Raw genomic sequence first — 20,629 nt, forward strand, 5'->3', positions numbered from 1 at the left:
GCCATGCGGATCACCCGACTCGAACCCGGCGAGGTCTTCGTCTTCGGGTCCAACGCGACCGGGCTGCACGCGGCCGGTGCCGCCGCCCTTGCGCACGAGAGGTTCGGCGCGGTTTGGGGCCAGGGCCACGGGCTGCACGGTCAGTCGTATGCGATCGACAGCATGAGCGGGTTGGCGGTACTGCAGCACGAGGTGACCGGGTTCGTTCGGTTCGCGGCCGAGCATCCGGAGCTCAGGTTTCTGGTGACCGAGATCGGCTGCGGCATCGCCGGCTACACGCCCACCGAGGTCGCCCCGTTTTTCGCGGGGGTCGGCGCCAATGTCGTGCTGCCGGAGCGGTTCGCGGCTGAGCTCGAGCGCTAGACGGCGGGCCCCTCGACGAGGTCGATGAAGGCGCTCAGCTGCGCGAGAGTGCCCGCGTTGTGGGGCAGGGCATCCGTGAGCGCGGGCGAATAGAGCAGGTACGCCGCCCACTGCGCGCGGGAGATGGCCACGTTGAGCCGGTTGGCCAGGAGCAGGAACTCGAGCCCGCGCGGCACCTCCTCGGCGCTGGATGCGGCGAGCGACACGATGGCCACGGCCGCCTCCCGGCCCTGGAACTTGTCGACGGTGCCCACGCTGACCTCGTGCCAGCCGTCCCTGGCCAGCCGCTGCCGGATCACCTCGACCTGCGCGTTGTACGGGGCGACGACGATGAGGTCGTGCTGGCCGAGCGGGGTGCTCTCACCGTTCACGGTCCAGGGGCGGCCCAGCAGCGAGCCGATCAGCTCGGCCACGGCGTCGGCCTCTTCGGGTGACGAGGTGGAATTGAGGGTGTGCGGCACGGGCAGCGGATGCAGGCCGGGCTCGACGCCGTCGAGGTGCCGGGCGGCGGCCCGGGACTCGAGCTTGCCCTCGTAGGAAAGCCTGGAAACGGGCGCACACACCGCGGGGTGCATGCGCCAGCTCTTGGCCAGGAAGTAGCCGAACTCGGCCGGCAGCACATCGTGCCCGTCGGTGAGCCAGCCGAGCGCGGATACGTCGACGGGCTCCGGATGCGAACCCTGGCTCACCTGCGGCAGCTGCTGAGGGTCGCCGAGCAGCAGCAGGCGCCGCGCAGACACCGCGGAGGCGATGGTGCTGGCCAGCGAGAACTGGCCTGCCTCGTCGATCACGAGCAGGTCGAGCGAGCCCGGTTCGATGCGGGCGGCGTTGCTGAAGTCCCAGGCGGTGCCGCCGAGCACGAAGCCGCCGGCCTGACCGGTGAACTCGGCGAAGCCGGTGGGTGCGAGCGCGGTCCAGCCATTCTCCCGCGGTTCCTCCCCCGCCTTGGCCTTCTTTCCCACGTGCCCGGATGCGAGCCCGGCCTTGAGGACGGCGCTGAGCATGTTCTCCACTGTCGCGTGCGACTGGGCGACCACGCCGATCTTCCAGCCGTGATCGCGCACGAGCTCGGCGATCACCCGAGAGCCTGTGTAGGTCTTGCCGGTGCCGGGCGGGCCCTGCACCGCCAGGTAGGACCTGTCGATGCTGAGCAGGCTGTCGCGGATGGCGGTGGTGATGTCGCCGTTCACCGGTGGAAGCGATTCGTTGGTCGAGCTTGTCGACGCCGTGCTGAGCCTGTCGAAGTAGACCGAGCGCCGCGGCGGCACCCTCCGCAGAACGTCCAGCGCCGCATCCGGCAGCATGGCCGGCAGGGCGTCGAGCACCCGCTGCCCCCACTCGGCGATCGCCGGCACCTGCGTGCCGGGCGGTGGCGGCGTGGCCGGGGACAGCGCCATCGGCAGCTGGTCGTAGGCGTCGACGCCGCGGCCGAGCTTCTCGGTGACGTAGAGCACCTCTTCACCGGTGGCCTCGTCGACCAGGCCGGTGATCTCGGTGCGCTCGTGCGCCAGCCGGGAGCCGGGCTCGCCGGTCTGCGCGAGCGGCGGGTAGGGCGCGTCGTAGAGCAGGAACGGTTTCTGGCCGAGCTTGAGCGAACTGCCCGGCGCCGGCTCGCCCTCGATGCGCAGCACCCTGGACAGGTTGCGGTCACGGCCCACCAGCGCCCAGTCACGCTCGACCGTGACCTGCGCCACGATCAACACGTCGCGGGTGGCCGACCACTCGTCGACGGGGTTGCGCAGCCTGTCGAAGTGCTCCTGCCAGAACTTCTTGCCCTCCCGGCGGTGGTAGTCGATGGCGGCGGAGGCCAGGGCGATCGCGGTCTGGTCGGCCGTGCGGTCGCCGGGCCGAGCATCCGCCACCTCGGCCGCCAGCGCCAGGTAAACCGGGCTGGGCTCCCGCACCGGGATGGCCAGCTCCAGGTCGCGGGCGGCGGCGCGAGGGATGCCGGCCTCGTCGGCGCGGGCGAGCAGCCAGTCGCGCAGGCGCAGCGTGGAGAGGCAGTCGTATTCGTTGTAGTCGGCGATGGCGTCGAGCTTGGTCTGGGCGGCATCCGTCTGTCCGGCCCGGAACAGGTCGCGGGAGTCGGCGTATTCGGTGATCGAGTCGGCGGCGTTGTCGACGCCCTCGCGGTGGTCGTCACCCATGTAGAGCGGTTCGAGCTTCTTGATCGAATAGCTGCGGGAGCCCACCCGCAGGCTCTTCTTGACCACGGGGTAGAGGTCCACGAGCACATTGCTCTGGAGCAGATCGTCGACGGCGTCTTCGCCGACCCCGTGCCGGGCGGCCAGGGCGAGCAGGTGGGTACGTTCGTAGGCGGCGTAGTGGTAGATGTGCAGGGCCGGGTGCTGGACGCGGCGCTCGGTCACGTAGGCCAGGAAGTCCATCAGGGCCTGGCGTTCCTCGGCATAGTCGTGCGCCCAGAACGCACGGAAGGTGCCGTCGGTCTCGATTAGGCCGAAGAGGTAGTCCAGGCCCCAATCCGGGCTGTCGGTGCCCGCGGCGGTCTCGCTGTAGAGCGGGTCACCCTCGAAGTCGAAAAAGATGTCGCCGGGGTCGGGCTCCGGCAGGGCGCCGAGCGCCACCGGGTTGTAGACCTCGACCGCGGGGGCGTCGGCGTGGCCGGGCTGCCCGGTGGCGAGCTGGCGGGACTGCAGCTGCAGCCGGGCCTGGGCGCGCAGAGCCGCCACGGTGGCGTCGACCAGTCCGTCGACCGGCCCGGTGCTCGCCGCCAGGGCCTCGATCGTGGTCAGGCCGGCCTCCTGCAGGTGCCGGCGCTGGGTGAGCCGCATGCCGGCTACGAGCAGCACGTCCCGGTGCGCCTCCACCTCCACGGAGCAGGCCGCGCAGCGCCCGCAGGCCGTGTAGCGCGGGTCACCCCACGGGGTGGGCTCCGGGTCGGCGATCCGTTCGTCGATGAGGCGTTCGAGCCGCGCACGGCGCTTGCGGTACACCGGCAGGATGTCGCGCAGCCGGTGCGAGCTCGTGCGTCCGTCGCCGAGCAGCAGGTGCACCTGCTCGCCGGTGCGGATGCCGAGCCTGTCCAGCTGGTCGCTGTACGCGGCCACCTGCAGCAGCGCGGTGATCTTCGCGGAGCGCGCCAGCTTGGTGTCGTAGACCTCGTAGGCGCCGTCGTCTGTGCGCATGATGAAGTCGGCGAACCCGACGAAGCGGCCGTCGAAGAAGGTGGCCTGAAAGAGCACGTCGGACCCGGCCCGGAACGCGTCGGCCGTGACGGCGGCCGCCTTCGGCAGTTCCCTCATCGACGGGCGGGCGAACTCGACCACGTCGCGGCTTTGCCGCAGCCGTTCCAGGTAGCGCAGCTCGTGTGCGTCGCCGAGCGCGCCGGCACGGCGCAGCATGGCGTCACCCTCGTCGGGCACGGTGTCGATGCGGCCGAGTTTGCCGTCGAGCTTGCGCATCAGCGCCCACTCGCAGCCCGCGGCGGCGCCGAGGTCGCTCGCACTGAAGATGACTGTTTTGTCGAGCGTCGAATCGAGCAAGAACACTGGTGCGCCTCCACCTGCTGGGATCTGGTCAGGTTACCGGAGGCCACCGACACCGGCCCGCACCCCGCAGCGCGCCCGCCGGTCTACGCTTATCTGGTGACCACAGTTCTCGTGCACGAACCGGATGCCTCCCGCTACGCTCTCTACATCGACGGCGAGCTCGCCGCCCTGGCCGACTACCTCGTGCGGGGCGACACCGTGTCGTTCAACCACACTTTCACCGATCCTCGCCGCCGCGGGCAGGGGCTGGCCGGGCAGGTTGTGGCGTTCGCGATGGACGACGTGGAGGCGACGAGCACCCGGGCTGTGTCCCCGGACTGCTGGTACGTGGGCAAGTGGTTCGCGAAGCATCCGGAGCGGGCGAACTTGCTGCGAGTGCGCGGCTAACTGACCTGCCTGGGCCGTACAGCTAGCGGACTGGTCGGCGTCGTCACCGCGCTGCCGCCGTCGCGCTGCCGCGCTTCAGGCGCATCCGTGCGTCTCGCGGCACACCTTATGCGTCGCGGCACGCCTTGTGCCTCGCGGCACAGGAAACAACCTGTGCCGCCGGGACTAATCTGTGCCGCCGGGAACAACGTGTGCCGCCGGAACTAGCCTGTGCCGCCGGCACCAAACCGTGCCGCGAGACCCGGCCCGCACCGCCGAAACCGGCGCGGCCGGCGCGCAGTCGAGCGGATCAGGCCCCGGCGAAGCGGGCACTGGACAGCCGGGCGAGGGTGGCCTCGTCGACGATGGGAATGCCGTAGTCGCGGGCCTTGCGGGCCTTGCCGGAGAGTGAATCGGCGTCGGCCGCCACGAGCAGCTTGACCTTCTTGGTCACCGCCCGCCACGGCACCAGGCCGAGCTCGCGCAGCTCCCGCTCCAGTTCGCTGCGAGTGCGGCTCATCTCGCCCGTCAACACGACCAGATCGCCGGCCACCAGCACGAACTCGGCGCCGGCCGGCACCGCGACGGCCGGAGCCGGGGTCTGCTGTCGGGTCTCGTCGAGCGCCGCGGCGATGGTCGCGGTGGGAATCGCGAGGAGCATTCCCACGCTCACCAGGTCGGCGAGCTCGGCGCCGGTGAGGATGCCGTCCGACCAGGCGAGCGCGGTCAGCGCGGCGAAGTACTGCCGGTGCAGCCCCTCGCAGGTGGCCCGGTTCAGGCCGAGCTCGCCGGCCAGCCGCACCAGCGACTGGGCCTCGTGCACCGACAGCGCCCGGTCGAGCAGGCACCGATCGAGCAGGGCCAGATAGTCGACGTATTCGGCCGGGCCGGCCACATCCGGCAACCGGGTGGTGATGCGCTCGAGGAAGGAGTCCGCGGTCATCGGGTGCGACGAGACAGTGCGGGCGCACCACGCCGTGGACGACACCACGCCGGCCGGCCAGGCCGCAGCGGCGGCAGCGGCGAGGTGCGCGAACCAGAACTCCGGCGCATCCGCCGCCTCGATGTACGCGGCGAGCAGCCGGGCGGTGGCGAGAGCGTCGACGGAGGCCCGGTGGGCGCCAAAAAGATCAATGTCGAGGGCCGCACAGCAATCGGCGAGGGAGCGCCCCGCGCCGGGAAGGAAGTCACGGGCCAACTGCATGGTGCACAGGCTGACGATCTCGGCGGGCGCGCCATGGCCGGCGCGGCTCAGCTCGGCCAGCAGAAACCGGATGTCGAAGCTCGCGTTGTGCGCCACGAGCACGCGGCCGCGCAGCAGCTCGATGAGCCGCGGGGCGATCTCGGCGAAGGAGGGGGCGTCGAGCACGTCGGCCGCGCGGATGCCGTGGATGTCCTGCCGGCCGAGGTCCCGGCCCGGATTGACCAGCGTCTCCCAGCGGCCCTCGATGCGGCCCCGGTCGCTGACGTGCACCACGGCGAGCTCGATGACCCTGTCGTGGTGAGCGGGAAAGAGGCCGGTGGTTTCGAAATCGATCACGGCGAAACCAGGACCGGCCATGGGGCTCCTTCGCAATCTGTATGCCTGACTCTAGCCCGCGGGCAGGGTCGAGTGCGCCGCGGATGCGCGGCAGTGGACCGACCGGTGACCGGACGGGGTGTGGCGGGTGCCGGTTAGATCGAGAACTCGCCGTCGACGGGGGCCACGGTGGCCTCCTGTGAACGCTCGGTCGGTTCGTTGGAGTACGACGAGGTGACCAGGATCGGCATGTGGTCGGAGGTGCCGCGGGGCAGGGTCTCCACGTTGTCGATGGTGAGTCCCACCGAGGTGGCCAGGTCGAAGTGGCCGCGGAAGAACTTGTACCGCGTGTAGGTACGGCTGTCGCTCAGGGTGAGGTCGTAGCCGGACTCCTTGACCTCTCTGCTGAGGTGCTTCTTGAAGATCGGGTAGTTGTAGTCGCCCACCATCAGGGTCGGCAGGTTGGGGCCGAGCACCGCCAGTTCCTCGTGTGCCGAGCGGATCTGGTTGCGCCGCAGCGAGTTCAGCGCCGTCAGCGGTGCGGCGTGGAATGACGCCACGACGAGCTCCCGCTGCGCGGCCATGTCGAACAGGCGCGTGCCGATCAGGCGTTCGTGCGCCGGCGTGAGCACCAGGTCGTGCAGCGACTTCTTGAGCGCAAAGGTCTGCGTCTTCTGGGCGGTGAACCGGTCCCGCCGGTAATACACGGCCAGTCCCAGCCGGTTGCGGGTGGTGGAATCCGCCAGGTGCAGCAGCCCGACCTCTGCCGGCAGGGCCAAGGTGTCGCACTCCTGCAGACACAGCAGGTCGGGGTCGTACTCTTCGGCCAGGGCGATGAGTTCCCCGCTGGCACTGTTCTTGCGCAGGTTGTAGCTGATGACCTTCACGTCAGACCTATCTCTGAATCGGTGGTAGACATCCAGCCTACTTTCGCTCGGCGGCGATTACCGCATCGAGCGACCGTGCTGGGGCACGCTGCTACCGTGTAGTCAGGCCGGCGCCCGAAACTCCGACCGCCACAGAATGGACTTACCCATGAAATCCTGGTCGTTCACCACCTATACGGTCGCCGCGTTCGCGTGCAGCGGTTTCGCCGTAGCCCTCATGATCGTCAACGCCGCCACCGGCAACACCATGCTGACGACGCTGCTTCCCGTGGCGATCGGTGCGCTCGTGCTCGGCGGCATCCTCTCGGTTCGGGCCCGCGTGCTCCGCTACCGCGGCAGGGACATCACCAAGCGCTGACTCTGCGGCCATATCGAGGCGCCCGCAACCCTGCTACCGTCCCGAGCACGGATGCCTCGCGCGGCCGTTCGGCGCGCCCGGCGCCGTTGACCCGGGGAGCCTGCCATGACCGATACCTCAGCAGCGCCGACGCCACCGCCGACGCCACCGCCACCGGCCGGGAAGAGCCCGACTCCCCGGTGGCGCACCCTGCTGTACATCCTGATCCCGATCGTGGGGGCGCTGCTGCTTATCGCGGCGTTCGTGGCAGCCCTGTGGGGCCGCAGCGGTCCGGTCGACCAGAGCGCCGACCTCGAAGCGGGCACCAGCCTGAGCGTGGAGTTGCCCAACGCCGTGATCGTCCTCGAACCGAGCACCGACGACGAGGTGCACGTGCGCATGACGGGGTCCTACTTCGGCAACGAGCCCACCCTCTCCGCTCGCACCGACGGCGGCGTGACCGAGGTGCGCGGCGGCTGCCGCGCCCAGTTCTTCTCCAGATGCTCCGTGACCGTGACCGTGCAACTGCCCACGGCGCTGCCGGTCACCGTAGCGGGTGAGAACGGCCGCATCGCGGCATCCGGGCTCACCGGCCGGGTCACGCTGACCACGACCAACGGTGACATCGAGACCGACGGCACCGTGGGGCCGGTCGATCTGCAGAGCACCAACGGCGACATCCGGGTGACGGATGCCGTCTCCAAGTCCGTGGCCGCCGCCACCACCAACGGATCGGTCTCGCTGCAGTTCGTCGATGCCCCGGAGTCGGTCGAGGCCGGCAGCACAAACGGGGAGATCACCGTGTTGGTTCCCGTCGGCGGAGTCACCTACCGAGTCACCGCGCAGACCACCAACGGCACCGTGACCGACGACACCGTTCCCACCGACAGCACCTCGCGGCGCTCCATCACCGCGCGGACCACCAACGGCAGCATCACCGTCGAGGGCACCCGCTAGTGCGGTCGCCGGGCCGGATCTGGCAGGATGGCGGCATGAGCGAGCAGGCGGGCACGGCCCAGCGGGATGGCGGCACGAGCGAGCAGCAGACCGGCACGATTGTCGCGGTGAGCCGGGATGACAGGCACCGGTTCAGCAAGCCGGTGGTGCCCAGCATCCGTCTGGTGGCCGGCTACGGCATCGAGGGAGACTCGCACGCCGGGGCCACCACCCAGCACCGGTACCTGATCCGCACCGACCCGACGCGGCCCAATCTCACCCAGGTGCACCTGGTGCGCTCAGAGCTGTTCGCCGAGCTCGCCGCCGAGGGGTTCGACGTCTCCCCCGGCCAGCTCGGCGAGAACGTCACCACCGCCGGCATCGATCTGCTGGCGCTGCCGTTGGGCACCCGCCTGTACCTCGGCTCCGACGCCGCGGTCGAGGTCACCGGCATGCGCGACCCCTGCTCGATGATCGACAAGTTCCAGTCGGGCCTCAAGAAGACGCTCAAGCACACGGATGAAGCGGGCCGGATCCTGCGCAGAGCCGGAATCATGGCCGTCGTTGTCGCCGACGGCACCGTGGCTGCCGGTGACGAGCTGCGCGTGGAGCTGCCGGCCGGCGAGCCGCTTCCCCTGGGCGTCGTCTAGCGCCGGTTCCCCGCGCGCTGAGTTGCCGGAGAGTGCCGTTCACCGCTCCCGAAAGGGCGATGTGCGGCAACTCACGAGGGAACCCCGGGCGGCTAGAGCTCTTCGGTGGGGTGGAACCACGGCGGGTACACGGCAACCTTGGGCTTGTGACTCAGGGTGGCCAGGATCGGCTTGACCGCATCGCGCACGCGGTCGTTGGCCACGCCGATCAGCGTGATCAGGCCGAACGGGACCTCGCCGGGCACGAGCAGCTCGGCCTTGAGGATCGCGTCGGAGTCGAGGTCGGCGCGGAGCATCTGCAGCATCCGGTCGGCCGACTCGGCCGTGGCACCGAAGCGGGTGGCGGTGAACGCGGCGTCGCCATCCGTCACGGCGAAGTGGCTGGCGGTCGGGTCGGCCGCGGCGTCGATCTGCGCGTCGAGCACCTTCTTGACCGTCGAGACCAGGATCACGAAGTCGTACGCGGCGGCGTCGTGGGCGTCGTCGGACAGGCGCGGGTCGAGCGACTGCGCGCGGATGTTCTCCCAGACCAGGGCGTTGGGCGACAGGAAGAAGGGCACGTGGTCGGCAACGGCGAGGCTGTCGGCGCCGGAGACGCGGACGTCGCGTCGGGCACTGCGGTTTTCCGGCGACGAGATGTCGACGACGGGACGGTCGGTCCAGTCGGCACTGGTGTCGGCCAGCAGCCGGCCGGTGGCGAGAATACCGGGCAGGTTGCGGATGTGGGTGAGGTGGTAGATCCGCTGCTCACCGACCTTGTCGTCGTGGCGCTTGGTGCGAGCGGTGCCCGTGGTGATCGGGGCGACGATGGTACGCAACGCCGTCGGCGCTTCGGGGGTGCGGGCTCGGCTGGCACGCGGGGCGCGGGCAGCGGGCACGGTCGGTGCGACGGGGGCGGCGGGTGGGAAACACAGGGCGCACAGCTCCCCGTCCAGTCCGTGGATGCATTCCTCGTTCACAACTCAACCTTTCGTGTGCGCAGGCTCGACCACGTCGGGTTCGACGGACATGTGCCTACCTATCTAAGTTACGGTCATTTCGGCGGTCTCGGTGACACATCAAGGGCTATCCGGGGGTGATCCGGTGTCGATCCGGAACCAATCGGGTCACTGACGCCCTGACGAGGCCGCAGAACGGCTGTGCCGGCCCGGATCATCCCACCGGTGCAGGGAATCGTCCCTCCGACCGACGCGAGCGGGATCGGGCTCTCCCTACCGTGAGGACATGCCTGTTTTTGATGCCCTCAACGACCTGGTCCTCACCCTCGCCGGGTCGGCTTGGGTCTACCCTGTCGTGTTCGTCTTTGTGGTCATCGACGGCTTCTTCCCCCCGCTTCCCAGCGAGACGGTGGTCGTGGCGCTCGGCGCCCTGGCCGTCTCCACCGGCACACCGCACCCCGTCGGGCTCATCGGCGTGGCCATGGTGGGCGCGGTGCTCGGTGACAGCATTGCCTACCTGATCGGCCGCCGGATCGGCCTGACCCGCTTCGGCTGGCAGCGCCGTCCCGGCGCGGCGCGGATCGCCGACAGGGCGCGCGCGGCCCTGCTGAGCCGACCGGCATCGCTGCTGCTCACGGCCCGGTACATCCCGGTCGGCCGGGTCGCCGTGAACATGACCGCGGGCGCCACGGGCTTTCCGCCGCGCCGGTTCGTCTCGTTCGCGGCTCTCGGCGGGCTCTGCTGGGCCACATACTCGGTGCTGGTCGGAATGATCGCCGGAGCCTGGCTGCGGCACAACCCGCTGTTGGGAGCACTGCTGGCCGTGGCCGCCGCCCTGCTTCTGGGCGTTGTCATCGACGCCATCGTGCTGCGGATCGTGCGTCGGCGCACCGACCGGCGGGCCGGCATCCGCAGCGGGGGAACGCCGGCGCCGACACCACATCGAGAGCTACTCCATCGAGAAGTCGGCGAAGTCGAAGCCGGGTGACACCAGGCAACTCACCAGGGCGTCCTCCTCGCTCGGCACTGTGCGCTGCCAGACATCCGCCGGGATGATCACCTGGCTGTGTTCGCCGCGCAGCAGCCGGCCGCCCAGGACCGGGCTCGACTCGGTATCCGGCTCATCGCCGTCGCCGCCGAGTTCCAGCTGCACGGCGCCCTGACCGTTCCAGATCCAGATTTCGCTGGAGGACAGGCGGTGCCAAGCGGAGAACTCCCCGGCCGGCAGGAGAAAGTGGATGAGCGTGGCCGCCGGCCGCACCCGTTCGGAGCCGTCGGCATCCGTGAGCGTCACCGGCACCGGCGACGTCCAGGTACGCCGGTACCAGCCGCCCTCCGGATGTGGTTCCAGACCAAGTTCGATCGCCAGCGCCGGACGCTCCAGACGTTCGATGAACTCCCCGGCGGCCGTGCGGCGGGTGGCAAGTCGGCTATTTCGGTCCTGTGCGGCCATCAGAAGTCTCCCTGGTGTCGAGGGTGCGGAGGATGCATAACTCCTGCAATTCTCCCCGCCCGCCGACGTCCGCCGCGTCAGTCCACTGATGCCGGGTCGGCGCCTGGAATCCAGCAGGAGTTATGCTCAGCGCAGCAGCTGGCCGGCATACTCGCTGAGTCCGGCCAGCACCAGGAACACGCCCAGCAGCAACACCGTGATCACCGTGATCACCGGCATGTTGCGCACCAACCAGCCGCGCAGGCGCACCAGCTTCTCCCGCACCGCAGGGCCACCGAACGCGTACGCCAGCACCGGGCCGAGCATGGTGATGGACGCCAGCGCGGTGAACAGGGCCACCGAGACCACGATGCCGGTGGGGTCGCTGTGGGCGCCCAGGATCACCACCCCGGCGGCGGCCGCCATGACCAGGTTCTTCGGCCGGAACGCGGCGTAACCGACCCCGATGATGGTCGCCCGTGCCGGGGTCAGCCGGTCCAGCGCGCTCAGCCAGCGCGGCAGCGGTACCTCCGCGTCGGGCCGCGGGCGGTCGTGCCACTGCACCAGGCCCAGCACGATCAGGGCGATACCGAGCAGCAGCGGCACCGCCACCTGCAGGGTGCGGGTGCCGGCCGACCTGTCGTGCGGCAGCAGCGATGACAGCAGCGCCAGCAGGGTGGCCGAGAACAGCACCCCGAGAAACCAGCCGATGCTGAACCCCGCAGCCGCCTTGAACCCGTCGGGGGCGAGCAGGATCAGCAGCAGCCCCGCCAGCGGCAGCGGGCTGAGCGCGATGGTCAACGCCAGCGGCAAGAGCTGTCCCCACTCGTTCACCCGCGCTCCTCCCCTACTCCAGCTATTGCAGTGACGAGGTCAGCCGGGCCAGGTTGTCGAGCACCTTGGCGCCGGCCGGCCGGTGGAGCCAGTCGGCCAGCTCGACCTTGCTGCTGTTGGCCCGGTAGCCGTCCTGCACCACCCGCATCCGCTTCACGAATTCGGCGCCGTGCACCAGAACCGAGACCTCCATGTTCAGGCTGAACGAGCGGATGTCCATATTGCTCGACCCCACCACCGACACGTCGTCGTCGATGGTGAAGTGCTTCGCGTGCAGCACCGTGGGCTCCGCGTAGAGGTAGATCGACACTCCCGCCCTCAGCAGCTCCTCGTAGTAGGACCGCTGCGCGTGGTAGACCAGCGCCTGATCGCCGATGTGCGAGGCGAACAGCTCCACCTCCACCCCGCGCGATGCCGCCGTGACGATGGCCAGCATCGTCGATTCCTCCGGCACAAAATAGGGGCTGGTGATGCTCACCCGGCGCTCGGCCTTCTGAATGAGCATCGCGTAGAGCTTGAGGTTGTTGTCATTCTCGAAGCTCGGACCGCTCGGCAGCACCTGGGCGTCGAGCAGATCCGGGGCGGGGTCGAGCACGATGGGCGACGTGTCGAAGGGCAGCATCTCGTCGGTCTCGCTGAACCAGTCGGCGAGGAATACGGCGTTCAGCTCGCGCACCGCTGGCCCCTCGATGCGCATCATCAGCTCGTGCCAGCGCAGTCCGCGCTTGAGGTTGCCGGGCTTGAGGTAGGTGGCGTCGATCATGTTCTGCGAGCCGCTGAAGCCCAGCCGCCCGTCGACGACGAGGAGTTTGCGGTGGTTGCGCATGTCGGGCCGGCGCCACTGGCCCTTCCAGAACCGCAGCGGCAGCAGCGCATGCCACTCGGCGCCCATCGACGCAAACGCCGCGATGGTCTCCTTGCGGCGCGGCAGCATCAGGCAGGCGAGGTAGTCCGAGAGCACCCTGACCTGCACGCCGCGCTGGATGGCCCGGGCCAGGGCGTCGAAGAACGGCTGCGTGACGGTATCTAGCACCAGGATGTAGAACTGCACGTGCACGAACTCGGTGGCCTCGTCGACGGCCTCCACCATCCGCTCGATCGAGCCCTCATAGTCCGGCAGCAGCTCCACCCGGTTGCCGCCCACCATGGGCAGCGCCCCGAGGTTGCGGTTCAGCTGCACGGCCGAGCCGAGCCAGGGCGGCCACTCGTCGCGGTGGCTCACCAGGTGCAGGCCCTCGGTGCGGGCCAGGATCAGCTCGTTCACCTCGCGTTGCTTCTCCCGCCTCCGCCGCGGCAGCCGCCCCACACCCACCAACAGGAAGATCAGCACGCCGAGGTAGGGGATGAAGATGATCGCCAGCACCCAGGCGATGGCCGCGGATGGCCGCCGGTTGGCGGAGACGTACACCGTGGCGATGAGCACGAGAAGGGCGTGCAGCGCCACCAGTAGCCAGGCACCGAGCTGAAAATCCACCATCGTTCCTCCTAGTGCCATGTGGTGCGGTGCTGTGTGATGCGCGAGGTCACCAGGGTGGACTCGACGTGAACGTACACCAGCATCACGCCGTCGGGGGCCCGGGGTCCGCCGGCGTGAACCGCAGGGCGAGCTCGAGCAACAGCCGGGTGCCGAACCCTGTCGCCCCCTGGCTCCGCCAGGACTCGTCCTTGTCCGCCTGCATGGTCCCGGCGATGTCGAGGTGCGCCCACGGGATGTCGCCCACGAACTCGGCGAGGAACAGCGCGGCCGTCGTGGCCCCGGCGTACTTGCCGCCCATGTTCGACAGGTCGGCCACCTCGGAGTCCAGTTGCACCCGATAGCGCTTCTCGAGCGGCAGCTGCCAGAGCGATTCGTCGGACTCCCGCCCGGCGGCCACGGCCTGGTCAACGAGCGGCTGGCTGGTGCCGAACACGGCGGCGGTGTGCTGGCCCAGCGCCATCAGCGCCGCCCCGGTGAGGGTGGCAATGTCCACGATCGCGTCAGGCGCTTCCTCCCCGGCCAAAACCAGCGCATCCGACATCACCAGCCGGCCCTCTGCATCGGTGTTCTTGACCTCGACGGTGGTGCCGCCTCGGATATGCAACACGTCGCCGAGTTTCATCGCCGAGCCAGATGGCATGTTGTCAGTGCACATGAGGAACGCGGTGACCTGGCTGGTGCAGCCCAGGTCCTTCAGTGCCGCCAGGGCACCGAGCACCGCCGCGGCACCGGCCATGTCCATCTTCATCGCCAGGTGCATGGGGTCGGAGGGTTTGAGGGAGATGCCGCCGGAGTCATACATGATGCCTTTGCCCACGAAAGCCAGCCGGGCCGGCCGGGCCTGCGACGCCGCCAGGGCAGGGTCGGGCCGGTAGACCAGCTTGATGATGCGCGGCTCCTCGACGCTGCCCGCGTTGACGCCGAGCAGGCCGCCGCAACCCAGCTCGATGATCTGTGCTTTGTCGAAGATCGTCGACTCCAGGTCTCGGTTGGCGCCGAGCCGCACCGCGAGGTCGGCGAGGTCGGTGGCGGTGAGATGGCTCGGCGGGGTGTTCGCCAGGTCGCGGGCCAGGTTGGTGGCGCGGGCCAGGATCTCACCTCGGTGGGCGCCGGCGGCCACCGCGCCGGCCTGCTCCGGCTCGACCACGATGTCGAGCGAGATCAGGGGCACATGGCGGCTGGACGGCTTCACCGCGGTGTACCGGTAGCGCGCGAGCAACACGCCCTCGGTGATCAGTTGCCCGACGCGTTCGGCAGGCAGGGGCACCACGCCCGGGTGCAAACCGACCCGGGGGTGCCGGTGCGCGGCCCGGGCGAAGGTGGCAGCGGCATCCCGCAGGATTGCGTCGGTGATCTCGTCGGCGGGGCCTGTGCCCACCAGGTAGAGCTGCGGGCCGGACTGCTGCGGCACCAGCAGCGACTGCCCGGGTTCGGCGTCGAAGCCAAGACCGGCGAGCGCCTCGCGGGGCACCGTGACAGCGTCGGGCAGGTCCCCGGTGGGCCCGACGAGGAAGCCGACGGCGTCCAGACCCACCGACACGTCGCTGACGACCAGGACGCCCACCGCGTTGGCCGGGTCGAGGGAGGGTGTCGCGCTGAACGACTCTGGAATGAGCTTGTGCGATCCGAGGGACATGCGGGGCTCCTAGGGGTTGGGCCGGATGGTCATGGGTGGAAGGGCCAGAAGACGGGCACCAGCAGGGTCGCGACCGCGAGGAAGAGCGCCACCAGGGGCAGGCCGAGCTTCCAGTAATCGCCGAAGTGGTACGCGCCGGGACCGAGCACCATGGTGTTGGCGGGGGTGGCCACCGGGGTGAGGAACGACGCGGCCGCGGCGACGGCGACGCCCATCAGCAGCGGCAGCGCCGAGATACCCGTTTCGGCCGCGATGGCGATCGCAATGGGCGCCACGATCAGGGCGGTGGCCATGTTGCTGATCAGCTGGCCGAGGATCACGGTGACCACGGCGATGCCGAACAGCAGCAGCACCGGGCTCGGCTCCCCCGCCGGGCCGATCCGGCCCACCACGTCGACAAGGCCGGCGGCCAGGAGATCGGCCGCGCCGCTGACCTGGATCGCGGTGGACAACGGGATCATGCCGCCCACCAGGATCAGGGTGGTCCAGGCCATCGACCGGTGCGCCTGCGGCACCGTGAGCACCCGCAGCAGCACCATCGCGCACGCGGCGAGCAGCGCCGCAACCGCAGGCGGCACCAGCCCGGTGGCCAGCAAGATCACCATGCCGGCTAGCACGACCAGAGCCGGCCGGGCCCGCGGCCCCATCGGCACGGCCTGGCGGCGGATACTGGCTGGCTCGTCGACCACGACGACGTTGGGGTCGCCGGAGGTGGTCTCCAACGCGTCCCAGGTGCCGCGCAGCAGCAGCAGGTCGCCCGGCGCCAGCACCGTGTCGGTGAGGTCGTCACCGCTGCGCTGGATGGCCACCACCACGAGCTGGCCGCTGTCGGTGACCATACCGGTGAACACGTGTTCACCCACGAAAGGCGACCGCGGCGGCACCAGCACCTCGGTGAGGCCGACTTCCCGGTTGAGCAGCCCGCCCGGCGGGCCGTCGGCGGCGAGCCGATACTGGTCCGCGAGGGTCTGAGCGTGCGAGCTGAGGTCACGCGGGGCCGAGGCAGCGGTGCGAGCGGGCAGCAATCGGCCGCCGAACAGCACCGTGATCAGGATCGTGCCGGTCACCAGCGGCAGGCCCACCAGGCCGAACTCGAAGAAGCCGAACGCCCGCTCGCCGCTGTCCACCGCCAACTCGGAGACGAGCACGTTGACCGGAGTCCCGGTCAGCGCCAGCAGGGAGCCCGCGTGGGCGCCGAACGCGAGGGGCATCAGCATCCGTGACGGTGGCTCGCGGATGCGCATGGCCAGCACCACCACCATCGGCAGCAGGGCGGCGACGGCACCGTTCACGCTGATCAGTGCGGTAACCACAGCCACAAGCAGCATCACCAGCACCAGCAGCCGTCGCCGGCTGGTGCCGGCGCTGGAGACCAGCCGCTGGCCGGCCCAGGTAGTTACGCCGGTGGCGTCGAGCGCCTCGCTGACCACGAACAGTGCGGCGATGAAGACGATCACCGGGTCGCCGAAACCAGCCAGGGTCTGCTCGAAGGTCAGCACTCCTGTGGCGAAGAGGGCCAGCGCCACCCCGACCGCCACGATCTCCACCGGTAGCCGGTTCCAGACGAAGAGCACCACGGCGGCGGCCAGCACCACCAGGGTCACCGCGATCGGGTCCACGGGGCCGGCCTACTCCCCTGCGGCGCGGTAGGGCCCGGTACCGGCGGACTCTGCCGGGTCGGGTTCCGCACCGCTGGAGAGCACCGGCGGGATGTCGCCCGGCCGGTAGTCGGGCATCCGACCGGCGGGGATGATGGCGAGCAGTGCGATGCCGGCCAGGCCGAGCAGGGAGATCTGCAGCGCCCGCAGTCGGGCATCCGCATTGATGAGCACGGCCTCGTCGACCTGCTCCTGGGTGGCGGTGGTGTCGCTTAGCACCTCCTCCAGCCGATCGTTGGTGACGAAGTTAACACTGTCCAGCGGCACCTGCGCCGTGAGTTCCGCCGGCAGGGTGGGGCTCTCGGCCACACTCGTAGTGATCAGGGCACTGAGCAGGCCCACCGCGAAGACGCTGGCCACGGCGATGCCGACGCTGCCGGAGATGTTGTGCACCAGGCCCCGCCAGGCACCGACGTCGCCCGCGAGCCGTTTGGGCGCGGCCGAGAGCAGGGTATTGAAGACCAGGGCCACGATCGCGCCCTGGCCCAGGCCCAGGATGATGAGGCCGAGGACGACAACGAGCTGTTCCCACTCGTTGCGGATGGTGAAGGCGAGCAGCGTCAGGCCGAAGGCCACCACCACGAAGCCGACCCGGGCGATGGTGTGCGGCGGGTACCGGCGGTACAGGGTGGCGACGAGGGTGCTGGCGACGAAGATCGACAGGGTGTACGGGATGATCGCGATCGACGTTTGGAAGCTTGACCTACCCTGCACGATCTGGATGTAGAGCGGGATCAAGAAGTTCGCGGCCGTGCCGACGAAAAGCATCGCCGCCATCGCGAATGTCGTCGCCTTCTCGGACCCCGATTTGAGAACCTCGAGGTCGAAGATCTGCGCCCGGTGCGCGGCCTTCTGCCGGCGCAGCCAGACGAAGAAGGCCTGACCGATGATGGCCCCGAAGATGATCAGCACGGGCGCCGGCGAGACGCCGAGGATGTTGAACGGGGCCGCGTCGCTGGCCAGAACGACGCCCCAGGTGTTGAGCCCGCTGAAGCCGAAGCTGAGCAGGATGATCGACCCGGCCGCCAGCAGTGCCCCCACCCAGTCGATGGTGACCCCCGGCTGCGGTGGCACCACCTTGAGCCGGAAGCTGAGCAGCAGGTTCACCCCGGCGAGCACCACTATGAGGGCGAAGGAGTACCGCCAGCCGATGGTCGAGGCGAAGGTGCCGGCGATGAGCAGGGCGAGCACTCCGGCAGCCGGGATGGCGGCGGCCAGGTACCCGATCGCCTTGGCCTGCTGTTCGCCGTGGAAGTTCGCGGCGATGAACACCACCAGCGCCGGGGCGATCAGGGCGATCACCGCTCCGGAGGCGGCCTGGGCCACGAAGAGCATGGCCGGGGACACGCTCAGTGCCACGGCGGCCATCGCCAGGCCGTGGATGACCACGGCGATCTGGAACACCCGTCGGGAGCCGAACTTCGCCCCGACCTTGGCGCCGAGCAGGATGAACGCCGCCATCGCGAAGGTGCCGGCAGTGATGGCCGTGCCCACGCTCGTGGCGGGCGTGTCCAGTTCGGTGGTGATGCCCTGCATCGACACGGTGAGGGCGTTCACGGCGAACGACGCCTGGATCTGAGTGAGCACCACTACGACCAGTGGCAGCCAGGAGGTCGTCGTTGGGGGTGCCGGTGGGCTCTCCGGCAGGGTGTGTGCGGCCATGGCTGATGATCCCCTCGCTCGCCGGTCACTCACCCGGTCTGTATGGAAGTCACCCTAAGACCGGGAATCCGGCCCGCAGGGGATCTGTCGCGAGTCTGCCCAGACGCTGGCGCAAAATTGCTCTATCTCGGCAACCGACGTTGCCGGGACCGGTGTCTCGCAGTACCGTGCTGCGTGAATTCACGCCAGGCCCGGGGCCGCTGCTCGCGGCGCCGCTCAGACCAACCGGGGGGGCACCATGTGGGTACCGATTCCCGTCGGCGCCATGCAGCACATCATTGCCCAGGCCGGTCCGGTGCCGTTGCCCGACCGGGTGGTGACCGCGCTGGCCCGGCGGTTCTTCGTGCCGGAGTCCACGGTGTTCCACTTCTCCGCGAAGAGGCGCCTGGTCGGGCAGACCTCGGTGACCCTCACCACGCAGTCGCCATTCAGGTTCGACGGCAGCACCGACCTGACCCCGGGGCTCCTGCACGTGGTGTTCCTGCTCAACGGGCGGATGGGCATCCGGATCGGCGGCGGCCCGGTACGCAACCTGAGACCAATAAGTGGTTACACGGTGCCGGGTTGGGACGACGTGACTCTGGAGAGCACCGAAATGACCCGCGGTCTCGCCATCCAGTTGCCGCAGTCTCGGCTCGCCGAACGCGGAGTGCGCGTGCGCAGCGACCACCAGCCGATCGATGATTCCGGCTCGCTCGGCCTGCCGTTGCGGTTGTTCGCTCTGTCGATCGTCGACAGCGCCTGGTCGCCCAGCGGCGTGGGCACTCTGATGGTGGAGCGCACCCTCGAGGACCTCGTGGTGGGCCTGCTGCTGGAGGGTGACGGGTATGCGATGGACAGCGAGGACCTGCGGACGGGCCTGCGGCTACGGGCTCGCACCCAGATCGATGCGCGGCACCGGGACCCCGACCTCACACCGGCGACCCTGGCCGCGCAGCTCGGCGTCTCGTTGCGGCACCTGCAGCGGGCCTTCGAAGGCAGCGGCGAAACCGTGGCGCATGAGATCGCTAGGGCACGCGCCGAATCGGCCGCAATGTTGCTGACCATGCCGCATTCCACCGGCCTGACGATTGCGGATGTGGCGGCTAGGGCCGGGTACAGCTCGACTTTCGAGCTACGGGCCGGATTTAGGGCCCGGTATGCCATGCTTCCCTCGGAGTATCGGAGCCACCGACTGGTTCCTGGCGTCGAGCGCAATTCCGCGCCTCGGGGTGCGTGATTCCGCGTCAGCATCCCCTGCCGAGGTCCCGCTGCCTCCATAGTGAGCAGCACAGCAACATGCTCCACCGGCACGCACGCAGCGTGCAAGCTCCCCAGCCGAGAGGTCACGACATGGCACCCCATCCTTCCGCCCGGATTCTGGCGGCCGCGACCCTGCTCCTCGTCCTCGCCGGCTGCAGCATCCAAACGCCGAACTCGGCCTCCAGCTCGGGCACCGTTCAGGCCGGCGCCCTCGTGGGCACCTGGGTTCTCGAGGAGACCTTCGACAGCCCCGAACAGCCGTACATCTCCTTCGTGCAGGACAACACCTGGAGCGCCTCCGACGGCTGCAACCGGGTGCAGGGCACCTGGGAGGTCGACTCCGACGGCACCCTCACGACGACCTCCGGCCCGCAGACCATGATGGCCTGCCCCGGCGCGCAGCTGCCGCTGGCGGTCACCCGCGGCACCCGGGTGGAGGTCGACGGTGACACCCTGGTCATCCACAGTTCGTTCGACTCGACGGCGACAACCCTGGTGCGGTCCACCGACAGCACCGTCGGCCCGCAGGGTCTCCCGATCGGCTATTGGGTGGAGTCGAACACTCCGACAGCGCCGTTCCTGTCGATCGAGGCCGACGGCACTTACTCCGGCAACGACGGTTGCAACGTGCTCACCGGATCGTGGGAGCAGGCCGATGACGAGGCGATCCTCTTCACCGGCGGCGTTACCACGCTGATGGCCTGCGAGGGCGTGGATCAGTGGCTGAACCAAGCCGCCCAGGGCCGGGTGCAGGCCGGCGTGATGACCCTGCAAGCCGCCGACGGCACCGTGCTCGGCCAACTGACGGCCCGCTAGGGAAGAGGCAGCGTATGGGCACCTATCCGCTCACCATCGTGCTCATCGTGGGAGTCGCGATCGCGCTGGTCTTCCTGCTGCGGTTCGGCATCCGCCAGAACGCCGCCGCGGCCGCCGTCGACCCGGACCCGGATGCGACGGGCGCCCTGGCCGTGCTCAGTTTCATCCTGGCGCTGATCCTGCCGGTGATCGGGGTGGTGCTTGGCCATGTCACGCTGTCCCGCATCGCGCGCGGCCAGGCCAGCGGGCGCACCTTCGCCTATGCGGCGCTGTGGGTGGGCTACCTGTTGCTGGCCCTGGAACTGGGTGTGATCATCTTCCTGTACCAGAACAACTACTGGGCTTGACCGGCGCCGGGGCGCGGGCT

General features: G+C 69.5%; 19 protein-coding genes. 9 read left to right on the forward strand and 10 right to left on the reverse strand.

What is annotated here, in order from left to right:
* Positions 1-3: 3 nt before the first annotated feature.
* Entirely contained in the window at positions 4-363 is a 360-nt protein-coding gene (locus C3B61_RS16860; protein ID WP_088456815.1) for an A1S_2505 family phage non-structural protein, read from the forward strand.
* Here C3B61_RS16860 and C3B61_RS16865 read toward each other — a convergent pair.
* Positions 360-3,872: a TM0106 family RecB-like putative nuclease gene (locus C3B61_RS16865; protein WP_244285978.1), complete on the reverse strand. Its 3,513-nt coding sequence runs from the start codon at positions 3,870-3,872 to the stop codon at positions 360-362. The two genes, C3B61_RS16860 and C3B61_RS16865, sit on opposite strands and share 4 nt — an antisense overlap.
* 96 nt (positions 3,873-3,968) lie before the next feature.
* Here C3B61_RS16865 and C3B61_RS16870 point away from each other — a divergent pair, with 96 nt between their 5' ends.
* Complete coding sequence (locus tag C3B61_RS16870) at positions 3,969-4,259, forward strand: GNAT family N-acetyltransferase (RefSeq protein WP_103430032.1); 291 nt, start codon at positions 3,969-3,971, stop codon at positions 4,257-4,259.
* Positions 4,260-4,548: 289 nt separating this feature from the next.
* Here the strand turns inward: C3B61_RS16870 and C3B61_RS16875 are convergent, their stop codons facing one another.
* Entirely contained in the window at positions 4,549-5,799 is a 1,251-nt protein-coding gene (locus C3B61_RS16875) for an exonuclease domain-containing protein (RefSeq protein ID WP_103461656.1), read from the reverse strand.
* A gap of 113 nt (positions 5,800-5,912) precedes the next feature.
* A complete protein-coding gene (locus C3B61_RS16880) occupies positions 5,913-6,644 on the reverse strand; it encodes an endonuclease/exonuclease/phosphatase family protein (RefSeq protein ID WP_088456818.1) in 732 nt (243 codons plus the stop codon).
* A 148-nt stretch (positions 6,645-6,792) separates the two neighbouring features.
* Here C3B61_RS16880 and C3B61_RS16885 point away from each other — a divergent pair, with 148 nt between their 5' ends.
* From C3B61_RS16885 to C3B61_RS16895, 3 genes are all read left to right on the forward strand, one after another.
* Entirely contained in the window at positions 6,793-7,002 is a 210-nt protein-coding gene (locus tag C3B61_RS16885) for a hypothetical protein (protein ID WP_088456819.1), read from the forward strand.
* A gap of 105 nt (positions 7,003-7,107) precedes the next feature.
* Positions 7,108-7,938 (forward strand): DUF4097 family beta strand repeat-containing protein, encoded by an 831-nt coding sequence (locus C3B61_RS16890; RefSeq protein ID WP_103461657.1) that lies wholly within the window; start codon positions 7,108-7,110, stop codon positions 7,936-7,938.
* Positions 7,939-7,973: 35 nt separating this feature from the next.
* Complete coding sequence (locus C3B61_RS16895) at positions 7,974-8,567, forward strand: MOSC domain-containing protein (RefSeq protein ID WP_103461658.1); 594 nt, start codon at positions 7,974-7,976, stop codon at positions 8,565-8,567.
* Between the two features lie 92 nt (positions 8,568-8,659).
* On the opposite strand, the gene C3B61_RS16900 is transcribed toward C3B61_RS16895, so the two are convergent.
* Positions 8,660-9,526: a DUF4433 domain-containing protein gene (locus C3B61_RS16900; protein ID WP_103461659.1), complete on the reverse strand. Its 867-nt coding sequence runs from the start codon at positions 9,524-9,526 to the stop codon at positions 8,660-8,662.
* Between the two features lie 265 nt (positions 9,527-9,791).
* Here C3B61_RS16900 and C3B61_RS16905 point away from each other — a divergent pair, with 265 nt between their 5' ends.
* Positions 9,792-10,493 carry a DedA family protein gene (locus C3B61_RS16905; RefSeq protein ID WP_103461660.1) on the forward strand — a complete coding sequence of 234 codons (702 nt, stop codon included), beginning with the start codon at positions 9,792-9,794 and terminating at the stop codon, positions 10,491-10,493.
* Here the strand turns inward: C3B61_RS16905 and C3B61_RS16910 are convergent.
* From C3B61_RS16910 to C3B61_RS16935, 6 genes are all read right to left on the reverse strand, one after another.
* Positions 10,455-10,958: a cupin domain-containing protein gene (locus C3B61_RS16910; RefSeq protein ID WP_103461661.1), complete on the reverse strand. Its 504-nt coding sequence runs from the start codon at positions 10,956-10,958 to the stop codon at positions 10,455-10,457. The two genes, C3B61_RS16905 and C3B61_RS16910, sit on opposite strands and share 39 nt — an antisense overlap.
* Before the next feature lie 126 nt (positions 10,959-11,084).
* Positions 11,085-11,771, reverse strand: coding sequence for a GAP family protein (locus C3B61_RS16915; RefSeq protein ID WP_103461662.1), 687 nt, complete (start codon positions 11,769-11,771; stop codon positions 11,085-11,087).
* A 22-nt stretch (positions 11,772-11,793) separates the two neighbouring features.
* Positions 11,794-13,248 carry a cardiolipin synthase gene (cls, locus tag C3B61_RS16920; RefSeq protein ID WP_103461663.1) on the reverse strand — a complete coding sequence of 485 codons (1,455 nt, stop codon included), beginning with the start codon at positions 13,246-13,248 and terminating at the stop codon, positions 11,794-11,796.
* Between the two features lie 82 nt (positions 13,249-13,330).
* Positions 13,331-14,884 carry a leucyl aminopeptidase gene (locus tag C3B61_RS16925; protein ID WP_103461664.1) on the reverse strand — a complete coding sequence of 518 codons (1,554 nt, stop codon included), beginning with the start codon at positions 14,882-14,884 and terminating at the stop codon, positions 13,331-13,333.
* A gap of 29 nt (positions 14,885-14,913) precedes the next feature.
* On the reverse strand, positions 14,914-16,503 hold the full coding sequence (locus C3B61_RS16930; RefSeq protein WP_103461665.1) for an SLC13 family permease: 1,590 nt from the start codon (positions 16,501-16,503) through the stop codon (positions 14,914-14,916).
* Positions 16,504-16,512: 9 nt separating this feature from the next.
* Entirely contained in the window at positions 16,513-18,204 is a 1,692-nt protein-coding gene (locus C3B61_RS16935; RefSeq protein ID WP_103461666.1) for an MFS transporter, read from the reverse strand.
* A gap of 238 nt (positions 18,205-18,442) precedes the next feature.
* Here C3B61_RS16935 and C3B61_RS16940 point away from each other — a divergent pair, with 238 nt between their 5' ends.
* From C3B61_RS16940 to C3B61_RS16950, 3 genes are all read left to right on the forward strand, one after another.
* Positions 18,443-19,423, forward strand: coding sequence for a helix-turn-helix transcriptional regulator (locus C3B61_RS16940; RefSeq protein ID WP_103461667.1), 981 nt, complete (start codon positions 18,443-18,445; stop codon positions 19,421-19,423).
* A 113-nt stretch (positions 19,424-19,536) separates the two neighbouring features.
* Positions 19,537-20,262, forward strand: coding sequence for an META domain-containing protein (locus tag C3B61_RS16945; protein ID WP_165791208.1), 726 nt, complete (start codon positions 19,537-19,539; stop codon positions 20,260-20,262).
* Between the two features lie 14 nt (positions 20,263-20,276).
* Positions 20,277-20,609, forward strand: coding sequence for a DUF4190 domain-containing protein (locus tag C3B61_RS16950; RefSeq protein ID WP_088456827.1), 333 nt, complete (start codon positions 20,277-20,279; stop codon positions 20,607-20,609).
* The last annotated feature ends 20 nt before the right edge of the window (positions 20,610-20,629 follow it).

It is taken from the genome of Cryobacterium zongtaii (assembly GCF_002909375.1).
GTDB classification, from domain to species: domain Bacteria; phylum Actinomycetota; class Actinomycetes; order Actinomycetales; family Microbacteriaceae; genus Cryobacterium; species Cryobacterium zongtaii.

What these genes read in the sequence shown, in the direction of transcription:
- C3B61_RS16860 (WP_088456815.1), top strand. Translation starts at nt 4, where the DNA reads ATGCGGATCACCCGACTCGAACCCGGCGAGGTCTTCGTCTTCGGGTCC.
- C3B61_RS16875 (WP_103461656.1), bottom strand. Translation starts at nt 5,799, where the DNA reads ATGGCCGGTCCTGGTTTCGCCGTGATCGATTTCGAAACCACCGGCCTC.
- C3B61_RS16885 (WP_088456819.1), top strand. Translation starts at nt 6,793, where the DNA reads ATGAAATCCTGGTCGTTCACCACCTATACGGTCGCCGCGTTCGCGTGC.
- C3B61_RS16890 (WP_103461657.1), top strand. Translation starts at nt 7,108, where the DNA reads ATGACCGATACCTCAGCAGCGCCGACGCCACCGCCGACGCCACCGCCA.
- C3B61_RS16895 (WP_103461658.1), top strand. Translation starts at nt 7,974, where the DNA reads ATGAGCGAGCAGGCGGGCACGGCCCAGCGGGATGGCGGCACGAGCGAG.
- C3B61_RS16905 (WP_103461660.1), top strand. Translation starts at nt 9,792, where the DNA reads ATGCCTGTTTTTGATGCCCTCAACGACCTGGTCCTCACCCTCGCCGGG.
- C3B61_RS16910 (WP_103461661.1), bottom strand. Translation starts at nt 10,958, where the DNA reads ATGGCCGCACAGGACCGAAATAGCCGACTTGCCACCCGCCGCACGGCC.
- cls (WP_103461663.1), bottom strand. Translation starts at nt 13,248, where the DNA reads ATGGTGGATTTTCAGCTCGGTGCCTGGCTACTGGTGGCGCTGCACGCC.
- C3B61_RS16925 (WP_103461664.1), bottom strand. Translation starts at nt 14,884, where the DNA reads ATGTCCCTCGGATCGCACAAGCTCATTCCAGAGTCGTTCAGCGCGACA.
- C3B61_RS16935 (WP_103461666.1), bottom strand. Translation starts at nt 18,204, where the DNA reads ATGGCCGCACACACCCTGCCGGAGAGCCCACCGGCACCCCCAACGACG.
- C3B61_RS16940 (WP_103461667.1), top strand. Translation starts at nt 18,443, where the DNA reads ATGTGGGTACCGATTCCCGTCGGCGCCATGCAGCACATCATTGCCCAG.
- C3B61_RS16945 (WP_165791208.1), top strand. Translation starts at nt 19,537, where the DNA reads ATGGCACCCCATCCTTCCGCCCGGATTCTGGCGGCCGCGACCCTGCTC.
- C3B61_RS16950 (WP_088456827.1), top strand. Translation starts at nt 20,277, where the DNA reads ATGGGCACCTATCCGCTCACCATCGTGCTCATCGTGGGAGTCGCGATC.